This is a genomic window from Paenibacillus sp. J22FR21 (assembly GCF_056269135.1).
In genome coordinates this window covers 81,673-102,812 of record NZ_JBWDNJ010000001.1, presented here as the reverse complement: position 1 = coordinate 102,812, position 21,140 = coordinate 81,673, and the positions used below count along the sequence as shown (strand labels likewise).

21 protein-coding genes are annotated in these 21,140 nt (G+C 50.0%); 1 reads left to right on the top strand and 20 read right to left on the bottom strand.

The window, feature by feature from the left end; genetic code table 11:
- Positions 1-145: 145 nt before the first annotated feature.
- Positions 146-1,561: a class I SAM-dependent rRNA methyltransferase gene (locus tag AC0YNS_RS00470; RefSeq protein WP_475779146.1), complete on the bottom strand. Its 1,416-nt coding sequence runs from the start codon at positions 1,559-1,561 to the stop codon at positions 146-148.
- Between the two features lie 103 nt (positions 1,562-1,664).
- On the opposite strand from AC0YNS_RS00470, the gene AC0YNS_RS00465 reads away from it, so the two are divergent.
- Positions 1,665-2,648, top strand: a complete 984-nt coding sequence (locus AC0YNS_RS00465; protein WP_475779145.1) for a Na/Pi cotransporter family protein — start codon at positions 1,665-1,667, stop codon at positions 2,646-2,648.
- A gap of 1 nt (position 2,649) precedes the next feature.
- Here the strand turns inward: AC0YNS_RS00465 and AC0YNS_RS00460 are convergent, their stop codons facing one another.
- The 19 genes from AC0YNS_RS00460 to spoIIP all read right to left on the bottom strand — a co-directional run bounded on the left by AC0YNS_RS00460 (position 2,650) and on the right by spoIIP (position 21,114).
- Positions 2,650-3,087, bottom strand: coding sequence for an NUDIX hydrolase (locus AC0YNS_RS00460; protein WP_475779144.1), 438 nt, complete (start codon positions 3,085-3,087; stop codon positions 2,650-2,652).
- Positions 3,088-3,207: 120 nt separating this feature from the next.
- A complete protein-coding gene (gene mtaB / locus AC0YNS_RS00455; RefSeq protein ID WP_475779143.1) occupies positions 3,208-4,593 on the bottom strand; it encodes a tRNA (N(6)-L-threonylcarbamoyladenosine(37)-C(2))-methylthiotransferase MtaB in 1,386 nt (461 codons plus the stop codon).
- A gap of 5 nt (positions 4,594-4,598) precedes the next feature.
- A complete protein-coding gene (locus tag AC0YNS_RS00450) occupies positions 4,599-5,378 on the bottom strand; it encodes a 16S rRNA (uracil(1498)-N(3))-methyltransferase (RefSeq protein ID WP_475779142.1) in 780 nt (259 codons plus the stop codon).
- A gap of 143 nt (positions 5,379-5,521) precedes the next feature.
- Positions 5,522-6,172, bottom strand: a complete 651-nt coding sequence (locus tag AC0YNS_RS00445; RefSeq protein ID WP_475780071.1) for a site-2 protease family protein — start codon at positions 6,170-6,172, stop codon at positions 5,522-5,524.
- Positions 6,173-6,265: 93 nt separating this feature from the next.
- On the bottom strand, positions 6,266-7,246 hold the full coding sequence (gene prmA, locus AC0YNS_RS00440) for a 50S ribosomal protein L11 methyltransferase (RefSeq protein ID WP_475779141.1): 981 nt from the start codon (positions 7,244-7,246) through the stop codon (positions 6,266-6,268).
- A 138-nt stretch (positions 7,247-7,384) separates the two neighbouring features.
- Complete coding sequence (locus tag AC0YNS_RS00435; protein WP_475779140.1) at positions 7,385-8,410, bottom strand: Gfo/Idh/MocA family protein; 1,026 nt, start codon at positions 8,408-8,410, stop codon at positions 7,385-7,387.
- The gene (locus AC0YNS_RS00430; RefSeq protein WP_475779139.1) at positions 8,407-8,742 is read right to left on the bottom strand and encodes a cupin domain-containing protein; all 336 of its coding nucleotides are present in this window, start codon (positions 8,740-8,742) and stop codon (positions 8,407-8,409) included. The genes AC0YNS_RS00435 and AC0YNS_RS00430 overlap by 4 nt, the downstream gene beginning before the upstream one ends.
- A 136-nt stretch (positions 8,743-8,878) precedes the next feature.
- On the bottom strand, positions 8,879-9,070 hold the full coding sequence (locus tag AC0YNS_RS00425) for a hypothetical protein (protein ID WP_475779138.1): 192 nt from the start codon (positions 9,068-9,070) through the stop codon (positions 8,879-8,881).
- 16 nt (positions 9,071-9,086) lie between these two features.
- A complete protein-coding gene (locus AC0YNS_RS00420) occupies positions 9,087-9,239 on the bottom strand; it encodes a YfhD family protein (RefSeq protein WP_475779137.1) in 153 nt (50 codons plus the stop codon).
- A gap of 82 nt (positions 9,240-9,321) precedes the next feature.
- Entirely contained in the window at positions 9,322-10,464 is a 1,143-nt protein-coding gene (gene dnaJ / locus AC0YNS_RS00415; RefSeq protein WP_475780070.1) for a molecular chaperone DnaJ, read from the bottom strand.
- A gap of 125 nt (positions 10,465-10,589) precedes the next feature.
- Positions 10,590-12,434, bottom strand: coding sequence for a molecular chaperone DnaK (gene dnaK, locus AC0YNS_RS00410; RefSeq protein WP_475779136.1), 1,845 nt, complete (start codon positions 12,432-12,434; stop codon positions 10,590-10,592).
- Between the two features lie 57 nt (positions 12,435-12,491).
- A complete protein-coding gene (gene grpE, locus AC0YNS_RS00405; protein WP_475780069.1) occupies positions 12,492-13,058 on the bottom strand; it encodes a nucleotide exchange factor GrpE in 567 nt (188 codons plus the stop codon).
- A 63-nt stretch (positions 13,059-13,121) separates the two neighbouring features.
- Positions 13,122-14,147, bottom strand: a complete 1,026-nt coding sequence (hrcA, locus tag AC0YNS_RS00400; protein ID WP_475779135.1) for a heat-inducible transcriptional repressor HrcA — start codon at positions 14,145-14,147, stop codon at positions 13,122-13,124.
- A gap of 276 nt (positions 14,148-14,423) precedes the next feature.
- Positions 14,424-15,356 carry a C40 family peptidase gene (locus AC0YNS_RS00395; RefSeq protein ID WP_475779134.1) on the bottom strand — a complete coding sequence of 311 codons (933 nt, stop codon included), beginning with the start codon at positions 15,354-15,356 and terminating at the stop codon, positions 14,424-14,426.
- A 192-nt stretch (positions 15,357-15,548) separates the two neighbouring features.
- Positions 15,549-16,010 carry an N-acetyltransferase gene (locus AC0YNS_RS00390; protein WP_475779133.1) on the bottom strand — a complete coding sequence of 154 codons (462 nt, stop codon included), beginning with the start codon at positions 16,008-16,010 and terminating at the stop codon, positions 15,549-15,551.
- Between the two features lie 108 nt (positions 16,011-16,118).
- Positions 16,119-17,276, bottom strand: coding sequence for a radical SAM family heme chaperone HemW (gene hemW, locus AC0YNS_RS00385; RefSeq protein ID WP_475779132.1), 1,158 nt, complete (start codon positions 17,274-17,276; stop codon positions 16,119-16,121).
- A 114-nt stretch (positions 17,277-17,390) separates the two neighbouring features.
- Positions 17,391-19,208 carry a translation elongation factor 4 gene (lepA, locus tag AC0YNS_RS00380; RefSeq protein ID WP_475779131.1) on the bottom strand — a complete coding sequence of 606 codons (1,818 nt, stop codon included), beginning with the start codon at positions 19,206-19,208 and terminating at the stop codon, positions 17,391-17,393.
- Positions 19,209-19,274: 66 nt separating this feature from the next.
- The gene (locus tag AC0YNS_RS00375) at positions 19,275-19,757 is read right to left on the bottom strand and encodes a hypothetical protein (RefSeq protein ID WP_475779130.1); all 483 of its coding nucleotides are present in this window, start codon (positions 19,755-19,757) and stop codon (positions 19,275-19,277) included.
- A gap of 25 nt (positions 19,758-19,782) precedes the next feature.
- Positions 19,783-21,114 (bottom strand): stage II sporulation protein P, encoded by a 1,332-nt coding sequence (gene spoIIP / locus AC0YNS_RS00370; protein ID WP_475779129.1) that lies wholly within the window; start codon positions 21,112-21,114, stop codon positions 19,783-19,785.
- Between the last annotated feature and the right edge of the window lie 26 nt (positions 21,115-21,140).

The window sequence follows — 21,140 nt, the reverse complement described above, 5'->3', positions numbered from 1 at the left end:
GGAGATCATCACGACGGCGGTGGCGGTGGTATGACACCGGTTTTGTTGGTGTTGGTTCAGCAACCCTAATAAACAATAAAAAACGCCCCCTTTACTTAAGCGATCACTTAAGTAAGGGAGCGTTAAAAACGAATATCAAATGCTGCTAGCGGCTTCGCACTTCGAATATGCCAAACTTCAAATAATGCCCTTCGTTGACGCCGACGATTTGGGGATGATCCTTGCCCGCTGCGCGCCAATCGATTAAGCGAAGTGTCTTCCCTGCATCAATGGCAGCCGCTTGGATCGTCTCGAGAAATAGCTCGGGACGCATATGGTAGGAGCAGCTGGCTGTAACCAGGTAGCCGCCTTCATTCACGAGCTTCATTCCATGAAGGTTGATATCCTTATAGCCGCGTACCGCGCCTTCAATTGCGTTCTTCGACTTCGTGAACGCCGGCGGATCAAGTATGACCACATCCCATTTACGGCCTGCTTCCCCCATCTTCTTGGAGGTATCCACTGCCTTCGCACTGCCGCGCTCTTGACGCTCTTCGATTCCCTTCACTTGTCTGCGAAGATATTCGAACGCATCCGCTACGACAAACTCTACTCGCTCCTCGAAGCCGTTACGAACGACATTGCGGCGTGCGGTTTCGATGGCATGCTCGGATACATCGAGACAGGTTACTTTCTTGGCACCGTATTTGCAGGCGTGCAGCGTGAAGCTGCCCGTGTGCGCGAAACATTCAAGCACTGTAGCGCCATCCCAATACGGGAACGTGACTACTTTGCCATTCGCATTGACGGGGACTAGCTTCTCTTCGTTAAGAGCCGCCAATGTGCCGGTATCGTCTGACGGAGCCGAAGATGGTTCGCCATCTGCGACAGACTTCAATTGAATGCCGCTGCGCGTACCCCAGCCGAGCATCAGAGGTGCAATAGAAGCTCTGTTCTCGCGTTGATCGAAGAAGTAGCCGGTCTTCTGGCCTTCAACGATATCCACTTCCATCTGCAAGCCATTTTCCAAAATATCAACGATACGCGGACACTCCCCATAGAGTACCCCTGTCCGCTGCTCGACGCCTTCCAATTCACGAACGGATACATCACTGCGCTCGTAAATGCCTTGAGGAGCAAATACAGCAACCAATGCGGCAACAATCGCTTCACGGCGAACCTCCATGCCAAGCGTCAGCAGTTGTACAACAAGCACAGCTCCAAAACGATCTACGATAAGTCCCGGCAGAAAATCAGCCTCGCCGTAAACCATCCGGCAATCATGCCCTTGCACGAACCGGCTCCGATGTTGTGCACACTGCATGAAACGTTCCCGGAAGAACGCCTCATCCATGGCTTCGATCGGTTTATAGGATGTTACCCGAACCGTAATTTGGGACTTCGGGTTCCAATAGCCTGTTGCCAAATACTTGCCTTGATGCGTTACTAAGTCAACCAGATCTCCGGGAGTCGCCTCTCCTTCGATACGGTTAATTTCGCCTGCAAACACCCATGGGTGCCCGGCCTCCAATCGTTTCTTGCGGTCACGCTGCAATATCGCCTTCGCCTTCACGCGTTCCATGTTCATCCTCATCCTTTTCCATTAGCTGACCTGGTCCGAACTTGTCATGCTCGTCCGGTCTGTTGCATATGTATCGTTATTCTTGTTAAAGGAGCGTACTGCCATGCTAATCATGATCGTAGCCCGCGTGCTCGGAGGGTTTGTCGTCTTCATGCTCGGCATGAGGGCGATGGAGCTGGCCATGCATCGTTCTGTCGGCCACCGTCTGCAGGATGTGCTGCGCAAATCCACTGCTACGCCGCTGCACGGATTGCTCGTGGGGACAGCAACAACGGCTGTGCTGCAGAGCAGCACAGCCGTTACCGTAATTGCAATAGGACTGGTCAACGCCGGTGTGCTCACCTTCCCGCGCACGCTCGGCATTATTCTGGGCACCAATATCGGCACCTGCTTGACGACCGAGCTGATCGGCCTTAATCTAGGCAGTCTCGGCTGGCCCTTGCTCAAGCTATCGCTCGCCATCTGGCTGCTGACCGCCCTCTTCGGCGAGGTCGGCCTTGGCAGCGGCACGCGCGCAGGGCAGAAGGTTAGCCGTTTCCTGAGGCCATTCCGCAACGGCACCGTCGTTACAGGAGGGTTCTCCTTACTGCTTATTGGAATTGGGCTCATGCAGTCCGTTGCACCTGCCGTACAAGCTACACCTTTCTTCCAAGGCTTCATGAGCCGTGCAGAAGACAGCGTACTGTGGGGACTTGCAGCAGGCGTCGTGCTAACTGCTGCCGTGCACAGCAGCGCCGCCGTTATCGGCATCGTTATGGGACTCGCTCAGTCCGGCGCCATGCCCCTGGACGTTGGCATCGCGATTGTCCTCGGCGCTAACGTCGGTACATGCATTACTGCCGTACTCGCAGCACTTGGAGGAACGCCATCCGGCCGTTTCGTCGCTTGGGCTCACGTGCTGCTTAACGTCGGCGGAGCTGCCTTATTTGCACCATTCGCAGGTGAACTCGGCTCCATAGCGGCTTCATTAACTTCATCGCCTGCCAGCCAAATTGCCCATGCTCAGACGATCTTTAATGTTCTGTGCTCGTTAATTGCCCTGCCGATTTGTTATCTCCCACGTTTAAGGAAACTGTCGGCAACTTGAATTAGCTGCTGCTCTGTACATTCAATCCAAGCAGGCGCAGTGCTCCGGCTAGAATGCGATCATTGTTGTTGTAGCCGGATTGCTTCTGCCTGCGCCATGCTTCCATCGGCTCAAACCATTCCACGCCGCGAATTTCCTCCACCTGCGCCTGAAGCTTACCGCCAACTGCTTCCACGAGATAGTAGTGAACTTCCTTATCCACTAGCCCTTTAGACTCATGATTGTATTTGTATTTGATCTGATCAATCGGTGAGACGATGACGCCTTCCATACCCGTCTCCTCGACGATTTCGCGAAGGGCTGTTTGCTCAATGGTTTCGCCCGGTTCCATTTTGCCTTTAGGCAGCGATATCTTGCCGTAACGGTCTTGAATCAACTGCACCTGCAGCTCATTGCCAACCTTACGGAACACGACGCCACCTGCTGAAATCTCCTTCATTTTGCGTTCCCCCTTCGCGTTTCTTGGATACCTAAGCTCTTATGTAGAGCAAGGACTCTCTTGCAGCCCTGTCCCGGCCGCATTAGAATCCTCGCTTCAAGCTATTGAATTCGAACAAGCTTATGCCTGCATCGCTTGTGCCTGTGAGTCGGCTTCGATACGGGCAGTGGACGCGGTATGGTTATTATCCAATACGCGTACAAGCTGTCCTCGGCACTCATTGACGCCGGCTTCCGTGATTTTCACTCTGCACAGCTCGCCAATCAGCGATTCCGAACCTTCGAATACGACTTGGATATAGTTGTCGGAGTAGCCCATAATCAGGCCGGAGCCTTCTGAGCCTTTGTGCTCACGCTCTGGAATGATATCAAGCACTTCACCGACATATTTCTTCGCATAGTCCAATTGCATCCGTTCAGACAAGTCAATCAGCTTATGAACGCGCTCGTTCTTCAGCTCATCGTCGATCTGATCTTCCATGCGCGCGGCAGGCGTACCCGTCCGTTTGGAATAGGGGAAGACATGCATTTCAGCAAAGCCCATTTGTTCCATAAACGCATAGCCGTTCTCGAACATCTCTTGCGTTTCGCCGGGGAATCCAACGATAACATCCGTTGTAATCGCAACACCGGGCATCGCTTCGTGCAGCAGCTTGATTTTCTCAGCAAACTGTTCCACGGTATACTTGCGGCGCATCCGCTTCAGAACGTCGTTATCGCCGGATTGCAGCGGAATATGAAGGTGACGGCACATTTTGCTGGAACGGTTCAGCACGTCGATCATCGCTTCGTCAATCTGACTCGCTTCGATGGAGCTGATCCGAATCCGCTCAAGACCTTCAATGGCATCCAGATCCCACAGCAGGTCAGACAGACGGTAGTTCTCCATATCATCACCATAACCGCCGGTATGAATGCCTGTCAGTACAATTTCTTTGTAACCGGATTCCACCAGCTGGCGAGCTTGGTTAATGACGCTCTCTGCTTCACGGCTGCGGGACAATCCACGTGACCACGGAATAATACAGAAGGTGCAGAAGTTGTTGCAGCCTTCTTGAATCTTCAGGAACGCACGAGTACGCTCGGCAAAGTCCGGTACATCCAGTTCCTCGAACTCACGTGTTTTCATAATATTACGAACCGCGTTAACCGGTTTACGCTCATTTTGCAGATCCGTAACATAATTCATCAGCTTGTCCCGATCCTGCGTTCCGATGACAAGATCGACACCTTCAATAGCCAGAATTTCGGCAGGTGAAGTTTGGGCATAACAGCCCGTTACAGCGATAACCGCTTCCGGGTTACGACGAATCGCACGACGAATAATCTGTCTGCTCTTCTTGTCCCCTGTATTCGTTACCGTACATGTATTGATTAGATAGACATCAGCAGTAGTTGTTTCGAAGTCGACTTGCTCGTAGCCTTCCTTCTTAAACAGCTGCCAGATCGCTTCCGTATCGTAAAAGTTAACTTTGCAGCCTAATGTGTAAAAAGCAACCGATGGCATAGTTGTTAAACGCCTCCCATTTCTCCTGATTCATACATGAGGCAGGCGAGTCCAACCATCGCAGCGGTTTCCGTGCGTAAGATTCGCTTGCCAAGACCGATAATGACAGCACCGGCCTCTTCTGCTTCCTCAGCTTCACGTTCAGTGAAGCCGCCTTCTGGTCCAACGATGAGCAGAATATTGCGCGGCTCTTCATAGTCGCTCCAGCCTTCTACTGCTCCACGGCGCGCCTGGATTGCATCACGCAAACCAAGTCCACCGCCTTCCTTCTCATAGCAAAACAACGCCAAGTGGTACTCCGGAATGCGTTTGACCAGTTCCCGCCATGACGCAACCGGTTCAATAACCGGAATACGACTGCGGTGTGCCTGCTCAGCAGCTTCCTTCGCAATCTTGCCCCAACGGTCAAGTCGCTTGGCTTCTTTCTTGTCATCATATTGAACAATCATCCGCTGGGATTGGAACGGCACGAAGCTTGCTGCGCCGATCTCGGTCCCCTTCTGGATGACAATCTCCATTTTATCGCCCTTCGGCAAGCTTTGGGCTACCGTCACCGACCAAGTCGGTTCACCGCTCATGGTCAGCCATTCGGAAATTTCAGCTTCCACTTTGCCCGGTGATAAGGCGCTTATTGTCGCTTCCGCGACACGCGTGCGGCCGTCACTTACAATAATGGTATCTCCCGCTTCCATCCGCATCACTCGCGTTACGTGATGAGCATCGTCGCCTGTAAGAACAACCGAATTGTCAGTAAACTGCTCGGACGTAACAAAATATCGTTGCATCTTAGGTAGAACCTTTCCAGTCAAATCACAGGCCCACTCATCTACAAGGTCTGTGTCAAAACTCCAACCTACATCATACACGGTTTACACTCGCTCCGCTAGGGTCGTTAAACATTTTCCAGAAGCGATACCGCTAGCCAAGCTTACCTGTAGAAATCCGCTACAAACTGCGCCCAATCCACATCGTCAAAGAACAATTCGCATAATTTCATAATGCCGGAAATAATCGCATCGGAGTTGGCGAACAGCGGATCGAGCGTTGCTGCGCGAAGCGGCGGAACAAATACAATCAGCAGGAAGAGAAACATCCCCCAAGTCTCATATTGATCCATCTTCATACGCAGCGGAGTCGGGGCGAGATCCTGAATAATTCGGTATCCGTCAAGCGGCGGTACCGGGATAAGATTGAATATAAACAGCATGACATTCAGCGTAATTAAGTAGTTAAGAAAATGAACGATTGCACTATGTACGCCAAAGGAGCCTGCGTTGAGTAAGCCAATCTGGTTCAGCACATAAACGGCCAGAATGCCGATAAAGGTCAGCAGCAAATTGCTAAGCGGACCAACAGCTGAAACGACGATACCCATCAATCGAGGATACTTGAAGCGGCTCCGGTTAACCGGAACGGGTCTGGCCCAGCCAAAACCCGCTACAAGCAGCAATATGGTTCCCATTACATCCAGATGGGCACGAGGATTCAGTGTCACCCTGCCGGCATCATATGCGGTTCGATCTCCAAACTTATAAGCGCTGTACGCATGCGCGAACTCATGCAGCGTGAACGCAATCATTAGTACTAGAAAGATAAATGGTAAATCTTTGAGCGGATACCACAAAAAGTCCGACACCGTTCACCCTCCTACGCATATTTGCGGAGCTTCAGCTTACTCCGGTTTCGTCGCGACGAACGCGAGCCAGTCTTGGTCACGCTGACGATCGATAATCGTAAAGCCGGCTTGCTCAAGACCTTCCGCAACGGCATCTTCTTTATTCTTAAAAATACCCGATGCAATATAGGTGCCGCCCGGCTTCAGCGCTGCGTAAACATCGTCGATGAACAGCAGGATGATTTCCGCCAAAATATTAGCTACAACTACATCAACCGGTACCGTCACGTTCAGAGGCTTATCCGTTGCATTGCCTTCTGTATTCAAAACTCCTAGCAGGTCGCTCAGATGCACTTGAATATCATTTTCCAGCTTGTTAAGTTTTGTATTCTCCGTAGCAGAGGTAACTGCAATCGGATCCAGATCAAGTGCAAGCACGCGGCGAGCGCCAAGAAGAATCGCGCCGATAGCCAATATGCCGGAACCTGTCCCTACATCGATAACTTCCTCATCGCCTTTGATAACCGTCTCCAGTGTACGCAAGCAGAGCGCAGTTGTTGGGTGCGTACCTGTACCGAATGCCATGCCTGGATCAAGCTCAATAATTCGCTCATCCGGTGAAGGCGTGTACTCCTCCCAAGTCGGCTTAATCGTCAAACGCTCCGACACGCGGATCGGTTTGAAATATTGCTTCCATGCGTTAGCCCAGTCTTCTTCGTCTACAAGTGCTTTTGTAATCTTGTAGTCACCTGGATCAATATCGAATTCACGAAGCTGATCGATACGCTCAGGCAATATGGCCATGAGTGCGTCGATGTCCGAATCCAGCTCCGAGAAGTAGCCTTTAATAACAGCTTGGCCTTCGGGAATATCGTTAAGCGGATGCTCATACCATTGTCCGAGCGATGTGTCCCGCTGTTTGTTCAGCGTACCTGATTCTTCAATGGATACGCCGTCGGCATCCATTTCATGCAAGAAGTTGGAAATCATCTCGATCGCTTCTTCGGTTGTCGAGATTGTAAGTTCATGCCATTTCACTTTGTAAATCCCCCTGATCGCGTTATCATTTCTAGTAGTCATTTTTAACCTATCTTGTCTATTCTACACCAGATAAGGGCTGCACACAAAAAACAAGCCCCCGCAGCCTATCGGCAGCAGAGACTTGTCATCACGGCATTATTTCGAATCAATATAACTTTTCGGATAGGTGACTTCACCGGTTCGCGAGGAATCACTGAATGCGATAAGCGCAGCTAAGGTACGCAAATTATCGCGGCCCGAAATCGATGGCTCCGCACCGTCCTTTATTCGTGCGGCAAACTCGGACAATACGCTGTGAATGCCTTGTTTGTCGTCTGGCAGCGGACCGTCCGCATACGAGATAAATCGTTTGTTCTGCTCTTGGTCCACGATATACACGCCATAACCTTGACCGAGATCATCCAGATGAATCGAGCCATTCTCGCATTGGATGCGCCAGTCACCTTCCCAAGGTGTTGATAGACCTTTGGATACGAGGCTGCCTAAGTAGAAGACAGGAATTCCGTTGTCCAGCTCCATACTTGCCTGCACGTTCGGATGTCCTTTGTACATGCTTCCTTCGATATTCCACGTTTTGCCCGACACGGTCCGAATATCGGATTCCAGTAAGTAGCGAATCATGTCCACATGGTGGACAGCCATCTCAAGCAGCATGAAGTTCTCCATTACCTGCTGATAGTCCTTGCCAAAATGATCATAGAAGAACTGAGCCTGCACAAACAGCGGTTTCCCCATTTCGGAGATGGCTTTCTTCAGCGACAGGACATGATTCTGATAGCGATAGTTCTGACTGACCATCAGAATCAGCTGCTTCTGCTTAGCAAGCTCAACCAGCTCGCAAGCTTCGCCGATATCGAGCACGAATGGCTTCTCAACCAGTACATGAAGGCCTTGTTCCAAGGCAGCTTTGCAAATCGCATAATGATAGGGAGAAGCTGCTGTCACAAACACGGCATCCGCTTCACAGGATGCGAACGCTTCCAAATAATCCGTGTAACAATTCTCTTCCGAAACGCCAAGCTCTGCCGCACATTCTTTCAGACGAGCCGGATTGATTTCTACTACACCTGCATAGGCGAAATCTACGGACTGCTTCACGAAATGGAGCGCAACGCCAAACCCATGCATACCTAGGCCGACTTGAATGATTTTTAATGTCATGATTGTGCTGCATCTCCTTTATCCTTGAATAGGTAACCCACTCGGCCGCCTTCTGGCATAATGCCATAAATATATACAGCAATCATGTCTTCCGTAACAACAAGAGAGTGCTCGTCTCCTCGCTTCGTAAGGACCATATCTCCGGGACCGATTTCGTAGGCGTCCCCTTCAGTCGTACAATTTCCTTTGCCGCTTATAATAATCCAGTATTCATTCGCATCATGATAATGCAGCTGAACAACATCACCGACTTTGAGATAATTAATACCATAATGGCTAAGCTCACTCCACTCCGGATACACTTGCGTTGCACTCTTGAAATTAACCGGCATGAAAATCCCCCTCGCAATACGTTAAACTAACGTTAATTTTGCCACACGTTGAAACGTTTCACAAGGATAAAAAAAAGATACCATACCGCAATAGTACATTGCAGGTATGGCATCCCCAAATTCAATCTCATTTGCTTCACAAGTCAGCTGTTCCTCCGGTTTGTTCAATCAAATGAAGAGCACGATCAACGAGCTCATCCCCGACAGTGGCAGTAAGCGATGCGCCGTCGGCGCCGCCATCCACTTGCAGCACGCGCAGCGCCATCAGCTTAAGCTGCGCCTCACGTGCTCCATCCCTGTCTTGAAACGTGGCATGAATGACTGTCATACAGCAGACAGACTCGTCATTTATTCTGCGCTCTGGCGTCAGCCTCGGCGGCCCGCTGCATCGCCTTCTTATCCGCTTCGTCAGCTAGCTCCTCTGAGAATTCAACATCTTCATTTTTGCTGATCGGCAGCTCTGCGAAATTTTGTTTCTCCAAGTCTTGATCGCTCATGGTTATGCTCCTTCATGTAGAGATTGATTTGGACACGAAAGTTAGCATAAACAAGTGGCTGCGATCTTATGCTTTAAACCCATTAGTCGCCGCGGAATGCTTTCTTCATCTTCTCGAAGATCGATTCATGGTGTTCTTGCTGCCCACCATCCGTGCTGTCGCCTGCTACTCCGACACCGGAGAACTGACGAAGCAATTCCTTCTGCTCTTCATTCAGGGCAGTAGGCGTTACGACCGTTACTTTAACATGCTGGTCCCCTTGACCGTAACCGCGAAGGCGCGGAACACCTTTTCCCTTCAATCGGAAATAAGTGCCGGTTTGCGTGCCTGCAGGAATCTTCAGCTTCACTTTCTCAGTCAGCGTCGGTATTTCGACCTCGTCGCCAAGTGCCGCCTGCGCAAACGTTAGCGGTACTTCACAGTAGATATCATCATTCTCACGCTCGAAGAAATCATGCGGCTTCACTCGAATTACGATATATAAGTCCCCGGATGGGCCTCCGCGTGATCCGCCTTCACCTTCGCCGGTTAAGCGGATTTGCGCGCCTTCATCGACACCGGCAGGAATTTTCACATTGATCTTACGCTGCTTCTTCACTTTGCCTGCACCGTGGCAAGTCGTGCATTTTTCTTTGATGATTTTGCCTGCGCCATTACAGTTGGAACAAGCTCTCCGGTTCACCATACGGCCAAACGGTGTATTTTGAACCACTTCTTGCTGACCTGTACCACGACAAACCGAACAAGTTTCCGGTTTCGTACCCGGTTTCGCTCCAGAACCTACACAAGTGTCACAAGTTTCGGTGCGAGGAATCGTAATTTCCGTTTCCTTACCGAATACCGCTTCCTTGAATTCGATTGTCATCGTGTACTGCAGGTCGTTACCGCGCTGCGGAGCGTTAGGATCACGTCGTCCGCCACCGCCGCCACCGCCAAAGAACATGTCGAAGATATCGCCGAAGCCGCCGCCGAAATCACCGGCACCGCCGCCAAAGCCTTGGTTCGGATCCACGTGACCATGTCGGTCATACGTAGCACGCTTTCCGTCATCGCTAAGAACGTCGTAAGCTTCCTTCACTTCTTTAAATTTATCTTCCGCATCCGACGCTTTGTTTACGTCCGGATGGTATTGGCGCGCCATTTTACGATACGCTTTCTTGATCTCGTCCTCGCCTGCGTCTTTCCCGACGCCGAGCACCTCATAATAGTCCCGCTTGTCAGCCAACTCCGTCACCCCGTCTCCTATTTACGCTGCAAAAATCATTATCTATCCAGACACACGAAAAACGGCTGCGCCGTCCAAAGTTTTTTCGGACGGCACACCGTTTACGTATCACTATACAACAAGTCTTACTTCTTGTCGTCTACAACTTCATAGTCGGCATCGACTACGTTATCTTTGCCTCTGGAGGAGGATTCGCCGCCTGCTTCAGGGCCAGCGCCTTCAGCGCCGCCTGCAGCTTGTGCTTGCTCATACAGCTTTACGGAAAGCTGTTGCACGATTTCAGTCAACGCTTCTGCAGCTGCATTGATTTGTTCTACATCGTCTGTTGCCAGCGCTGCAGTCACTTTCTCTTTGGCTTCGTTCGCTTTTGCGATTTCGCCTGCATCTACTTTATCGCCAAGATCTTTAATTGTTTTGTCAACGGAATAGACCAGTTGGTCAGCCGCGTTCTTCGCTTCAACAAGCTCACGACGTTTGCGATCTTCCTCTGCGTTCAATTCCGCATCCTTCATCATGCGATCGATTTCTTCATCGGACAAACCGCCGGAAGAGGTGATCGTGATTTTGTGGCTCTTGCCAGTGCCTTTATCCAGTGCAGACACGTTTACGATACCATTGGCATCAATATCGAAGGTAACTTCGATTTGCGGTACGCCGCGCGGAGCCAGTGGAATATCACCAAGAGTGAAGCGGCCCAGTGTTTTGTTGCCTGCAGCCATTTGACGCTCACCTTGAAGCACGTGAATTTCAACGCTTGGTTGGTTATCCGCATAAGTGGAGTACACTTGGGATTTGCTTGTTGGAATTGTTGTATTACGGTCGATCATCTTCGTGAACACACCGCCAGCTGTTTCGATACCAAGGGACAATGGAGTTACGTCAAGCAATACAACGTCTTTCACATCGCCTGTCAGTACGCCCGCTTGAACCGCTGCACCAAGAGCTACAACCTCATCCGGGTTAACGCCTTTGTGTGGATCTTTGCCGATCAATTTCTTAACCGCTTCTTGAACAGCCGGGATACGAGTCGATCCGCCGACAAGAACAACTTTATCGATATCGCTTGGGGACATGCCGGCATCGCTCAATGCTTGACGAGTAGGACCAAGCGTACGCTCTACAAGGGCTTGGGACAATTCTTCAAACTTTGCACGAGTCAGGCTAAGCTCCAAATGCTGTGGAACGCCGTCTGCCATTGTGATGAACGGCAAGGAAATCGTCGAAGTTACTACGCCTGAAAGCTCTTTCTTCGCTTTCTCAGCAGCATCCTTCAAACGTTGTACAGCCGCTTTATCTTTGGAAAGATCAACGCCTTGCTCTTTCTTGAACTCGGATACCAGGTAGTCGATGATCACTTGGTCGAAGTCATCGCCGCCCAGACGGTTGTCGCCGCTGGTTGCTTTTACTTCGAAGAAGCCATCGCCAAGCTCAAGGATGGAAACGTCGAACGTACCGCCGCCAAGGTCATAAACGAGGATCGTGTGATCTTCTGTTTTCTCAAGACCGTAAGCAAGTGCTGCAGCTGTCGGCTCGTTGACGATACGCAGCACTTCAAGACCAGCGATCTTACCTGCATCTTTAGTCGCTTGACGCTGGCTGTCATTGAAGTAAGCCGGTACTGTGATTACGGCTTGCGTTACGGTTTGGCCAAGGTAAGCCTCAGCATCTGATTTCAGCTTTTGCAGAATGATTGCGGAAATTTCAGGAGCGGAGAAATCTTTGCCATCAATAACTTCTTTATGGCTGGAGCCCATGTGACGTTTAATGGACATGATTGTACGGTCTGGGTTTGTGATTGCTTGACGTTTTGCCGATTCACCGACAATACGCTCGCCGTCTTTCTTGAAACCAACAACAGAAGGTGTTGTACGGTTGCCTTCCGGATTCGGGATTACGACAGCTTCGCCGCCTTCCATTACCGCAACGCAAGAGTTTGTTGTACCAAGGTCGATACCGATTACTTTACTCATAATTAAAGTTCCTCCTCAAAGGGATATAATTGAAATCATCTATAGGCAAGCTGATCGTTAACCGCTGACTTTCACCATAGCGGGACGCAGCACTTTATCCTTCAGGACATAGCCCTTTTGCACTTCTTCAACGACAATGCCTTCTTCATGCTCATCGGATTCCACTTGCATAATCGCTTGATGGAAATCCGGGTTAAACGGCTGTCCAACCGCATCCATCGCTTTCAGCCCTTCAGCTTCAAGCACTTGCTCAAGCTGGCGGAAGATCATGTCGACGCCTTTGGAGAACGATTCACCATCGCCGCCGTTCTTCGCAGCTTCAATGGCACGGACAAAGTTATCCACTACCGGCAGAAGCTGCCCGACTAGCTTCATAGAAGCATATTGCCCAAGCTCTTCCTTCTCTTTCATCGTACGGCGACGGAAGTTGTCAAAGTCGGCTTGTGCTCTTAAGTAGCGCTGTTGGTTCTCTTCGGCTAATTTCTCAAGTGCTTCCACGCGGGAATCTCCTGCGCTTCCTTCTTCTTGGGGAGCTGCCGATTCTTCGTTCACCGATTCCTGCGCTTCTTCAGCAGCAAGGTTCTCTTCATGTTTATGTTCTTCATCTGTATGCTGTTCATTCACAGACACGAGCGCTTACACCTCCTGAAAGTAATCCCTAATGCCTTAACCCATGCAAATTTAACGTCATTTGTACCATCGACCCAGCAGAACCGCCATATCTTTGGACAGTAAATCCAGCAAGCCGATTACTTTACCGTAATCCATTCGTGTCGGTCCCAAAATCCCAATCGTGCCCAGCTGTTTGCCTTGTGCCGAATAAGTCGCCGTAATCAAACTGCAATTGTTAATCGCCTCATGCGTATTTTCTGTACCGATTCGAACTTGAATACCGCTTGGCAGCGTACTGAACATTTGCATAATGGTCGGCGTCTCGTCTAGCAGGTCGAGCAGCGTCTTCACTTTGTCGACATCCTTGAACTCCGGCTGCGTCAGCATGTTCGTCGTACCGCTTAAGAACACCCGGTGATCGTCTTCGCTCATTAGCGCGTCGTCGAGTACACCGAGCAGTCGCTCGCATTGGTCCGCATAACGGCCAAGCTCCTGACCGACCTCGGAATACAGCTTTGATTTGAGGCGCGCAATCGGCACTCCGATCAATTTGCTGTTAAGAATGTTAACAGCCTGCTGCATTTCCTCCATGCTCATATCATCCGGCAAGGAAATCGTACGGTTCTCAACATGACCGGTGTTGGTAACAATAATCGCTACGGCCGTGTCATCACTGATTGGAACGAGCTGGAAATGCTTAAGCGAATTCGTAAACGTCTCCGGCCCAAGCACGATGCTCGTGTAATTCGTCAGATTGGACAATATCATGGCTGCATGTTGAATAATCTGTTCCATTTGGTTCACCTTCTCCGTGAAGAAGGACCGAACCGTTTGCGCATCCTGTTCATTAACTTGACTCAGTCTTACAAGATGATCGACGTAATAGCGGTAACCTTTAATCGATGGAATACGACCTGCCGAGGTATGAGGCTGCTCCAGAAATCCGAGCTCTTCCAAATCAGCCATCTCGTTACGAATGGTTGCCGGGCTAAAGCTGACATCGCTTCGTTTCGAAATGCTGCGTGAACCAATTGGCTCTGCTGAGCGGATATAATCGTCTATGATGACATTCAGAATCATACGCTGCCGTTCAGTTAACATCGCAGTCCCTCCCGGTTTCTTAAGATCGTTTCATGCTAAAGCTGCTTCCCTTTATTACGGTCATCCTTCAACCGTTAGCACTCGTTATCGGTGAGTGCTAATCATTACTACAAAAATACCAAAATCGCTTGCCAATTGTCAAGTCAGTTCGATATTTTGGGCCGGAAGACAACACATCCCATCGCCATCGCGTCCCCAAAGAAAAAGCCATCTCAAAAGCAGTGTGCGTCTGCACACGTTCGAGACAGCCATTTCATACGAATCATATGCTAAGATTTAAAGCACTCTTCTTCCCCACAAGACCCGATCTTCCCAGATCCCATCCAGCTCGGAGATCGTAACGCCGGGATCTCCAAACGTATGAATGACTTTGTTGTTCCCGATATAAATCCCTACATGTCCGACGATTTTGTTACTGCTATATCTGCCCGGTGTATAGAAGAACACCACGTCTCCCGGTTTGAAATCCTTCCGGGCCAGGTATTTACCAATATTTGACTGTGCTCTAGATGAACGCGGCATGTCAATGCCTACATGATTAAATACATGCTGCACAAACGACGAACAATCGAACTTTCGGCTTTGTGCATACGGCGCTGCATCGAATTTGTAAGGAATATCCATAAACTGTTTAGCATAAGAAATGACCTTCTCCGCATCTGCTCCGGGTTCCGCATTTCCGTCTTCTGTGTCGAGCGCCTTTGCTCTAAAATCGTTTCTTGTGGGAAAGCTTGCTGCCGATAATCTATTGGGCTGTTCTACAGCAGGAGGGGTCACCACGATTGAATTAAGCTTCGCATCCCAATCCAGAGGCGTTTGCCAGAGCTGCGACAAGGAGCTCATTTCCAAATACACCTTACGATCCATGAGCTGAGGAGCCTCATGCAGCATAACCGACTCATCACCGACGTGGGCCTGCTTCTCATTCAGCTTGAATCTATAGATGGGATCCGTATAGCCCATCGATGCCGATTGGTTTGCAGGTTCCATTTCGTACCGATACCCGAATAGCTCTGCCGCTTGATCCGCCGGAATCCAAACCTTCCCATCTCTCAACTTATAAGGGGTCGTTACCGTTCCTTGATGACCTTGTATTTGCAAATTGACGAGTGAGCCGCTTGCATTGTTCTTCCCTACATGCGCATTCTCTTTAGCCGAACAAGAGGCCAGAATAAGAGCCAGGGAGATGAAGATCAGTAAGCGTTTCATGATTTGCGTATCCTCCTGTAAGGGTTGCTGATCATCTCATTGACAGCTTGTATTGTTCCCATTCAGGTCATTATTATGGCTGATTACGTGCTGGAAGAAACAAAAAAGCCACTGCAACCTTATCGAAAGGCGCAGTGGTTTATTAGAAATATGGAGCTATTCATCGAGTTATGGTTGTTCATTATAGCTGTATTAGTTCAGCATTCTTAGTACGGCGATTTCGTCACATGCATGCTGCTTCGGACAGTGGATACAGTCCGTCCACACCTTCTCGGGAAAAATCTCCTTGTTCACGATCGTGAAGCCGTTCTTCTCGAAGAAATTCACTTCGTAAGTCAGCGCCATCACTTTAGGGATGTTCTGTTCCTTCGCTTCATGAAGCAGCTGATCGACAAGCTTACTGCCGATGCCTAAACCCTTATAGCCTTCCGATATGCCTAGCGAACGGATTTCGACGAGGTCAGCGCCAAGCTGGGTTAACGAACCGCAGCCGACTACTTCACCCAAAACCTCCGCCACAACGAATGTATGAATTTGACGCTTCAGCATATCGCGAGATCGCGGCAGCATAATTCCCTTCTCGGCGTACCCTGCTATTAAATCCACTAATGTTTCGATATCATTCTCGGTCGCCTTTCTGCATACCGCTTGCATCTCACTCGCCTCCGCATCCATAAACTCTAGAGTAAACTGCTTTTAACACGAATAAATATACAACATCGTGAATGTTAACACAAGAATAATTTGACTGGATTTGCTGACTTATCCGCTGATAAAGGCTCCGAATACTTCATTGCCAAGCGGGATCCCTTTCTCAGACAATCGATATCCGCCTCCACTGCCTTCCGTGTGCTCAATCAGACCTTGCGAGAGCACCGTTTGAAGCGCCTCACCAAACACGCTTTCAATCGTTTGACCGGGAAATTGAGCCGAGAAACGATCATTGTTCACACCTTCGAGCATACGAAGTCCAACCATCATGAAATCTTCCATCGCTTCATGCTCGGGAACCGGGTTCGTTTCAAGGCGCGGAAGCCGCTCTGCCGCAGCATCAATGTAAGGCTGAATCCCTTTGATATTGACATGCCGCTCGCCTCTGGCATAACCGTGCGCGCCTGCACCAAGCCCATAATAAGGCTCGTTGCGCCAATACGTAATGTTATGTCTGCTTTCGTGGCCGGGCTTCGCGAAGTTGCTGATTTCATAATGATGAAACCCCTCCGCTTTAAGCTTGTCTATCAGCAGCATGTACATCGCAAGCTCATCCTCTTCCGGAGGAAGCGGCAGCTCATTGCGTTCATATAATGTGTGGAACAACGTGTTCTCTTCAACTTTAAGACCATAGAGCGAGTAATGCGGAAGCCCTAATTGCAGCGCACGGTTGACGCTGTCTGAAAGCTGTTCTACGCTCTGTCCCGGGAGTCCGAACATCAAATCGATCGATAAATTACTAAAGCCGGCCGTACGTGCATTCTCGATGCTGCGGTAGACATCCTCGACATTGTGAATGCGGCCGATCCGCTCCAGCAGCCCGTTATCAAACGACTGTACGCCAAAACTGATCCGGTTTACGCCGCCTGCCTTCATAGCCGTCAGCTTGTCCAGATCCGTTGTCCCCGGGTTAGCTTCCATCGTAAATTCCGCATCCGGATGAATGGGGAAATATTTCTTAACAGATGTCAGAAAACGCTCCATCTGCGGCGGTGTGAGCACCGTAGGCGTTCCTCCACCAACGAATACCGTAAGGATTTCTTCCGGAGGAAGCGCCTCTACAGTCCGCGCCATCTCGCTCTCTAGCGCATCCAGATAGGCATCTACAGGCTGTCCGCGAAGGACATAAGACGTAAAATCGCAATAGTGGCACTTGTTCGTGCAAAACGGGATATGAATATAAAGCGCCTTCGGCGCGTGGGTAAACATAAGCGATTGTCACCTCCATAGTACGGGAATTTCGTTTGATCAAGGAGAAACCTATTCCACTAATAAAGAAAGGGAGCACGATGGCTCCCTCCCCAGAACAACGTCTCTAAGATTCTAATCCTCGTCGATCTTAAGAACGGCCATGAATGCCTCTTGCGGCACCTCAACACTGCCGACTTGCTTCATCCGTTTCTTACCTTCCTTCTGCTTATCAAGCAGCTTCCGCTTTCGGCTGATATCACCGCCGTAACACTTGGCAAGAACGTTCTTCCGCATCGCTTTAACGGTTTCACGAGCGATAACCTTGTTTCCGATCGATGCTTGAATCGGCACCTCGAACATTTGACGAGGGATCAGTTCCTTGAGTTTCTCGCAAATGATCCGTCCGCGATGATAAGCGCGGTCACGATGGACGATAACGGACAAGGCATCCACCTGCTCGTTGTTAAGCATAATGTCCATCTTCACGAGCTTGGACTGGCGATAGCCGGACAGCTCGTAGTCGAAGGAAGCATAGCCCTTCGTGCTTGATTTCAATTGATCAAAGAAATCATAAACGATCTCAGAAAGAGGCATATCGTAGGTGATCGTTACACGGTTCGTGTCTAGATACTCCATGTTGACGAACTCACCGCGTTTGTTCTGACAAAGCTCCATAATCGCCCCAACGTAATCGTTCGGTACAATGATAGCCGCTTTTACGAATGGCTCTTCAACATATTCAATCTTACCGACATCCGGATAATTAGACGGGTTGTCGATCTCCAAGATTTCGCCGTTTGTCAATGTGACGCGATAAACTACGCTTGGCGCTGTCGTAATAAGCGGAATGTTGAACTCGCGCTCAATCCGCTCTTGGATGATTTCCATGTGAAGCAAGCCCAAGAATCCGCAGCGGTAACCGAAGCCAAGCGCCGTAGACGACTCCGCTTCATAACGAAGCGACGCATCGTTAAGCTCCAATTTCTCGAGCGCATCGCGAAGATCGTTATAATCCTGCGTTTCGATCGGATACAAGCCGCAGAATACCATCGGATTGATCTTACGGTAACCCGGCAGTGCTTCCAGAGCTGGTTTCTTAGCATCGGTAACGGTATCCCCTACACGGGTATCCTTCACGTTCTTAATGCCTGCTACGACGAAACCAACGTCTCCAACAGCCAGCTCATTAACGATTCCCATACGCGGCATGAAAGCTCCGACTTCGATTACTTCAAACTCCGCTCCTGTTGCCATGAAGCGAATCTTCTTGCCTGCTTTGATGACGCCGTCGATAACGCGCACATAAACGATAACCCCTTTATAAGGATCATAGTGCGAGTCGAAAATAAGCGCTTTAAGCGGCTCGTCCGGGTCACCGGTAGGTGCCGGAACTTTGCTGACAACCTGCTCCAATATTTCCTTAATGCCGATGCCCGCTTTCGCAGAAGCATGAACAGCTTCGCTGGCGTCAAGGCCTATAACATCTTCAATTTCCTGTTTGACGCGGTCTGGCTCTGCGCTTGGCAGGTCGATTTTGTTCAGTACAGGAATAATCTCCAAATTGTTATCGAGTGCCAAATACACGTTGGCAAGCGTTTGCGCTTCGATCCCTTGAGCGGCATCGACAACGAGCAAAGCGCCTTCACAAGCAGCCAAGCTGCGCGAAACCTCGTACGTAAAGTCTACGTGTCCCGGTGTATCAATCAAATTCAAAATGTATTCAACACCGTCATCGGCTTTGTAACCGAGTCTAACGGCTTGCAGCTTTATGGTGATGCCGCGTTCGCGCTCCAGATCCATTTGATCAAGCACTTGTTCTTGCATTTCTCTTGATGACAACGCGCCGGTAAATTCAAGAATCCGGTCTGCCAGCGTTGATTTCCCATGATCGATATGGGCGATAATTGAAAAGTTGCGAATTCGTTTTTGTCTGTCTCGTACGTCCGCCATGCTAAACCCCCAGAGGTACCTAATTGCTAATCATTCTTATAAGTATAACAGCTTGAGGGGTCACCATCAATCCGTTACCGATTCAAAAAACGAAACGACCATTCGAATCCCCTTCGCAGACACCGTTTGAAGCACCCCTGCCGTCCCGTCTGCAACTTTATTAACCGTCGCATCGCTGCGCAAATCAGGCAAGCCTGTCAGTCGTTTATTAAGCTCTTCTTGGAGTTTGCGCTCGTATTCCAAACGGATTTCCTCTTCTGTTCTCCCATGCTGCGCATCCGCAACGGTGCGTCGTTGTGTAGTTTGATCGACTTGATTCTCAGGGAGTTGGTCGATTTTAGTTGTGTCCGTTACACCGGATACACTGGATTCATCTTCACTGTCGGTCAGCATAGAAGAGGAGTAACCAGCAGGGTTAACAGCTTGAACGCCTCCTTCAACCGGACCATAAACACGTTCAATACCGCTCGAGGCCATATCTATGCCAAACAGAATGATGAGCGCAACCGCTCCTCCAACCAGAGCCATCTTCATCGATTGACGACGCATTTAGATTCTCTCCCCTATGATTAAACTATTTGTTCAATTTCGATACCGGCGGCGCTGACACTTTCGCTGAATCCCAGTAGATATCTGAGATGATCTTCGCAAGCACATCAATGGTCCGATAGGATTCCTTGAGCGTGTTGTCGACTCCGCCAACTTCGATCAGAACGCTGTCCGGCGAGAGCGATTGATTATATTCCCCATTGCCGCTGGCAGTCGTTTTACCCAAAATCCCGCGCGACAGTCCCGGATATTTCTTCTCCAGCGCTTCATGCATACGGTTCGCCAATGCTTCATTCTGCTTCCAATTGGGATTGGCCAGCCCGATGATGAAGAAAACTTCTGCATAGGTTTCACCGTTTATGGTGATGGTCGTATTCTTCCGTCGCAGGGAATCTCGGTGAATATCGAAGAAGAATTGGAGATTGTTATTTTTGGCCATCGCATCGACGACCGTTTTCTTCGAATACTTATAGGATAGGAGCCAATTGTAATTTTTAATCGCCGTTACATAATCCGTGGAAGATTGTTGTGCCCCAATGCCGCTTTTCTCCAGTTGAAAAGCAAGACGTTTGCCCAGCAGCGTAATGTTCTTCACGGGCGATTCGGCGTATTTCTTGCTGCTGATTTCCGGAAACCAGGATTCGCGGCTATGAGAATGGTAGATAAAAACGACCTTCTTACCCCCGGTTGTCGGAGTTGCCGGATTAACCGGCTCGACTTGCTCCGGATCTGAATCCGGCTTCGTATCACCCGGCGTCTTCACAGGCGTCGTCGGCTGTTCACCTGTTCCTGCCTCACTGTCATCAGGTTCGGTTTGATCGGGCTGCGTGTTGCCTGTTTCATGATCCGGCCTGCCCGAATCCGTAACCGGCAGACCCGATCCTTCACCGGTAACTTCCTCTTGGCCCGGAATCGAATCGTGATCTCCCGATTCAACAACTGCATCTGTACCTGTTCCCGGTCGCAGGATGACTGTCGTGTCGCCGCTCATTCCGGGATATTGGCTTGCCAGCAAGCTCCTCGGATCCTCCGGATTAATGTCGGTCAATAGCCGGAACAGAAACGTACTGATCTGTCTGCCGTTAATGGCTGTTCTCGGTGAACCGTCGCTTGTGCCCGGCAATTCCATCGACAGCATGTCTTTGAATAATCCGCCGGATACCGCTGCCGCGAAACCTTTCATCGACGATACCGGCGATGACGCGGCGTTCTGATGCACAATCGCACCAATTCCTACTACAAGGACAAGGATCATCGATCCCAATGACAACAACGCAAAGGTACGGCCTGCTACTAGCAGCTGACGCAAACGCATGCTGCCTTTAGCAAGGTTCAGGGTCACAATCCATCGTTTCATTCCGTGTACTCCTCCCAGTTCCAATT

What these genes read in the sequence shown, in the direction of transcription:
- AC0YNS_RS00470 (WP_475779146.1), bottom strand. Translation starts at nt 1,561, where the DNA reads ATGGAACGCGTGAAGGCGAAGGCGATATTGCAGCGTGACCGCAAGAAA.
- AC0YNS_RS00465 (WP_475779145.1), top strand. Translation starts at nt 1,665, where the DNA reads ATGCTAATCATGATCGTAGCCCGCGTGCTCGGAGGGTTTGTCGTCTTC.
- AC0YNS_RS00460 (WP_475779144.1), bottom strand. Translation starts at nt 3,087, where the DNA reads ATGAAGGAGATTTCAGCAGGTGGCGTCGTGTTCCGTAAGGTTGGCAAT.
- mtaB (WP_475779143.1), bottom strand. Translation starts at nt 4,593, where the DNA reads ATGCCATCGGTTGCTTTTTACACATTAGGCTGCAAAGTTAACTTTTAC.
- AC0YNS_RS00450 (WP_475779142.1), bottom strand. Translation starts at nt 5,378, where the DNA reads ATGCAACGATATTTTGTTACGTCCGAGCAGTTTACTGACAATTCGGTT.
- AC0YNS_RS00445 (WP_475780071.1), bottom strand. Translation starts at nt 6,172, where the DNA reads ATGATTGCGTTCACGCTGCATGAGTTCGCGCATGCGTACAGCGCTTAT.
- AC0YNS_RS00435 (WP_475779140.1), bottom strand. Translation starts at nt 8,410, where the DNA reads ATGACATTAAAAATCATTCAAGTCGGCCTAGGTATGCATGGGTTTGGC.
- AC0YNS_RS00430 (WP_475779139.1), bottom strand. Translation starts at nt 8,742, where the DNA reads ATGCCGGTTAATTTCAAGAGTGCAACGCAAGTGTATCCGGAGTGGAGT.
- AC0YNS_RS00425 (WP_475779138.1), bottom strand. Translation starts at nt 9,070, where the DNA reads ATGACAGTCATTCATGCCACGTTTCAAGACAGGGATGGAGCACGTGAG.
- AC0YNS_RS00420 (WP_475779137.1), bottom strand. Translation starts at nt 9,239, where the DNA reads ATGAGCGATCAAGACTTGGAGAAACAAAATTTCGCAGAGCTGCCGATC.
- dnaK (WP_475779136.1), bottom strand. Translation starts at nt 12,434, where the DNA reads ATGAGTAAAGTAATCGGTATCGACCTTGGTACAACAAACTCTTGCGTT.
- hrcA (WP_475779135.1), bottom strand. Translation starts at nt 14,147, where the DNA reads ATGTTAACTGAACGGCAGCGTATGATTCTGAATGTCATCATAGACGAT.
- AC0YNS_RS00395 (WP_475779134.1), bottom strand. Translation starts at nt 15,356, where the DNA reads ATGAAACGCTTACTGATCTTCATCTCCCTGGCTCTTATTCTGGCCTCT.
- AC0YNS_RS00390 (WP_475779133.1), bottom strand. Translation starts at nt 16,010, where the DNA reads ATGCAAGCGGTATGCAGAAAGGCGACCGAGAATGATATCGAAACATTA.
- hemW (WP_475779132.1), bottom strand. Translation starts at nt 17,276, where the DNA reads ATGTTTACCCACGCGCCGAAGGCGCTTTATATTCATATCCCGTTTTGC.
- lepA (WP_475779131.1), bottom strand. Translation starts at nt 19,208, where the DNA reads ATGGCGGACGTACGAGACAGACAAAAACGAATTCGCAACTTTTCAATT.
- AC0YNS_RS00375 (WP_475779130.1), bottom strand. Translation starts at nt 19,757, where the DNA reads ATGCGTCGTCAATCGATGAAGATGGCTCTGGTTGGAGGAGCGGTTGCG.
- spoIIP (WP_475779129.1), bottom strand. Translation starts at nt 21,114, where the DNA reads ATGAAACGATGGATTGTGACCCTGAACCTTGCTAAAGGCAGCATGCGT.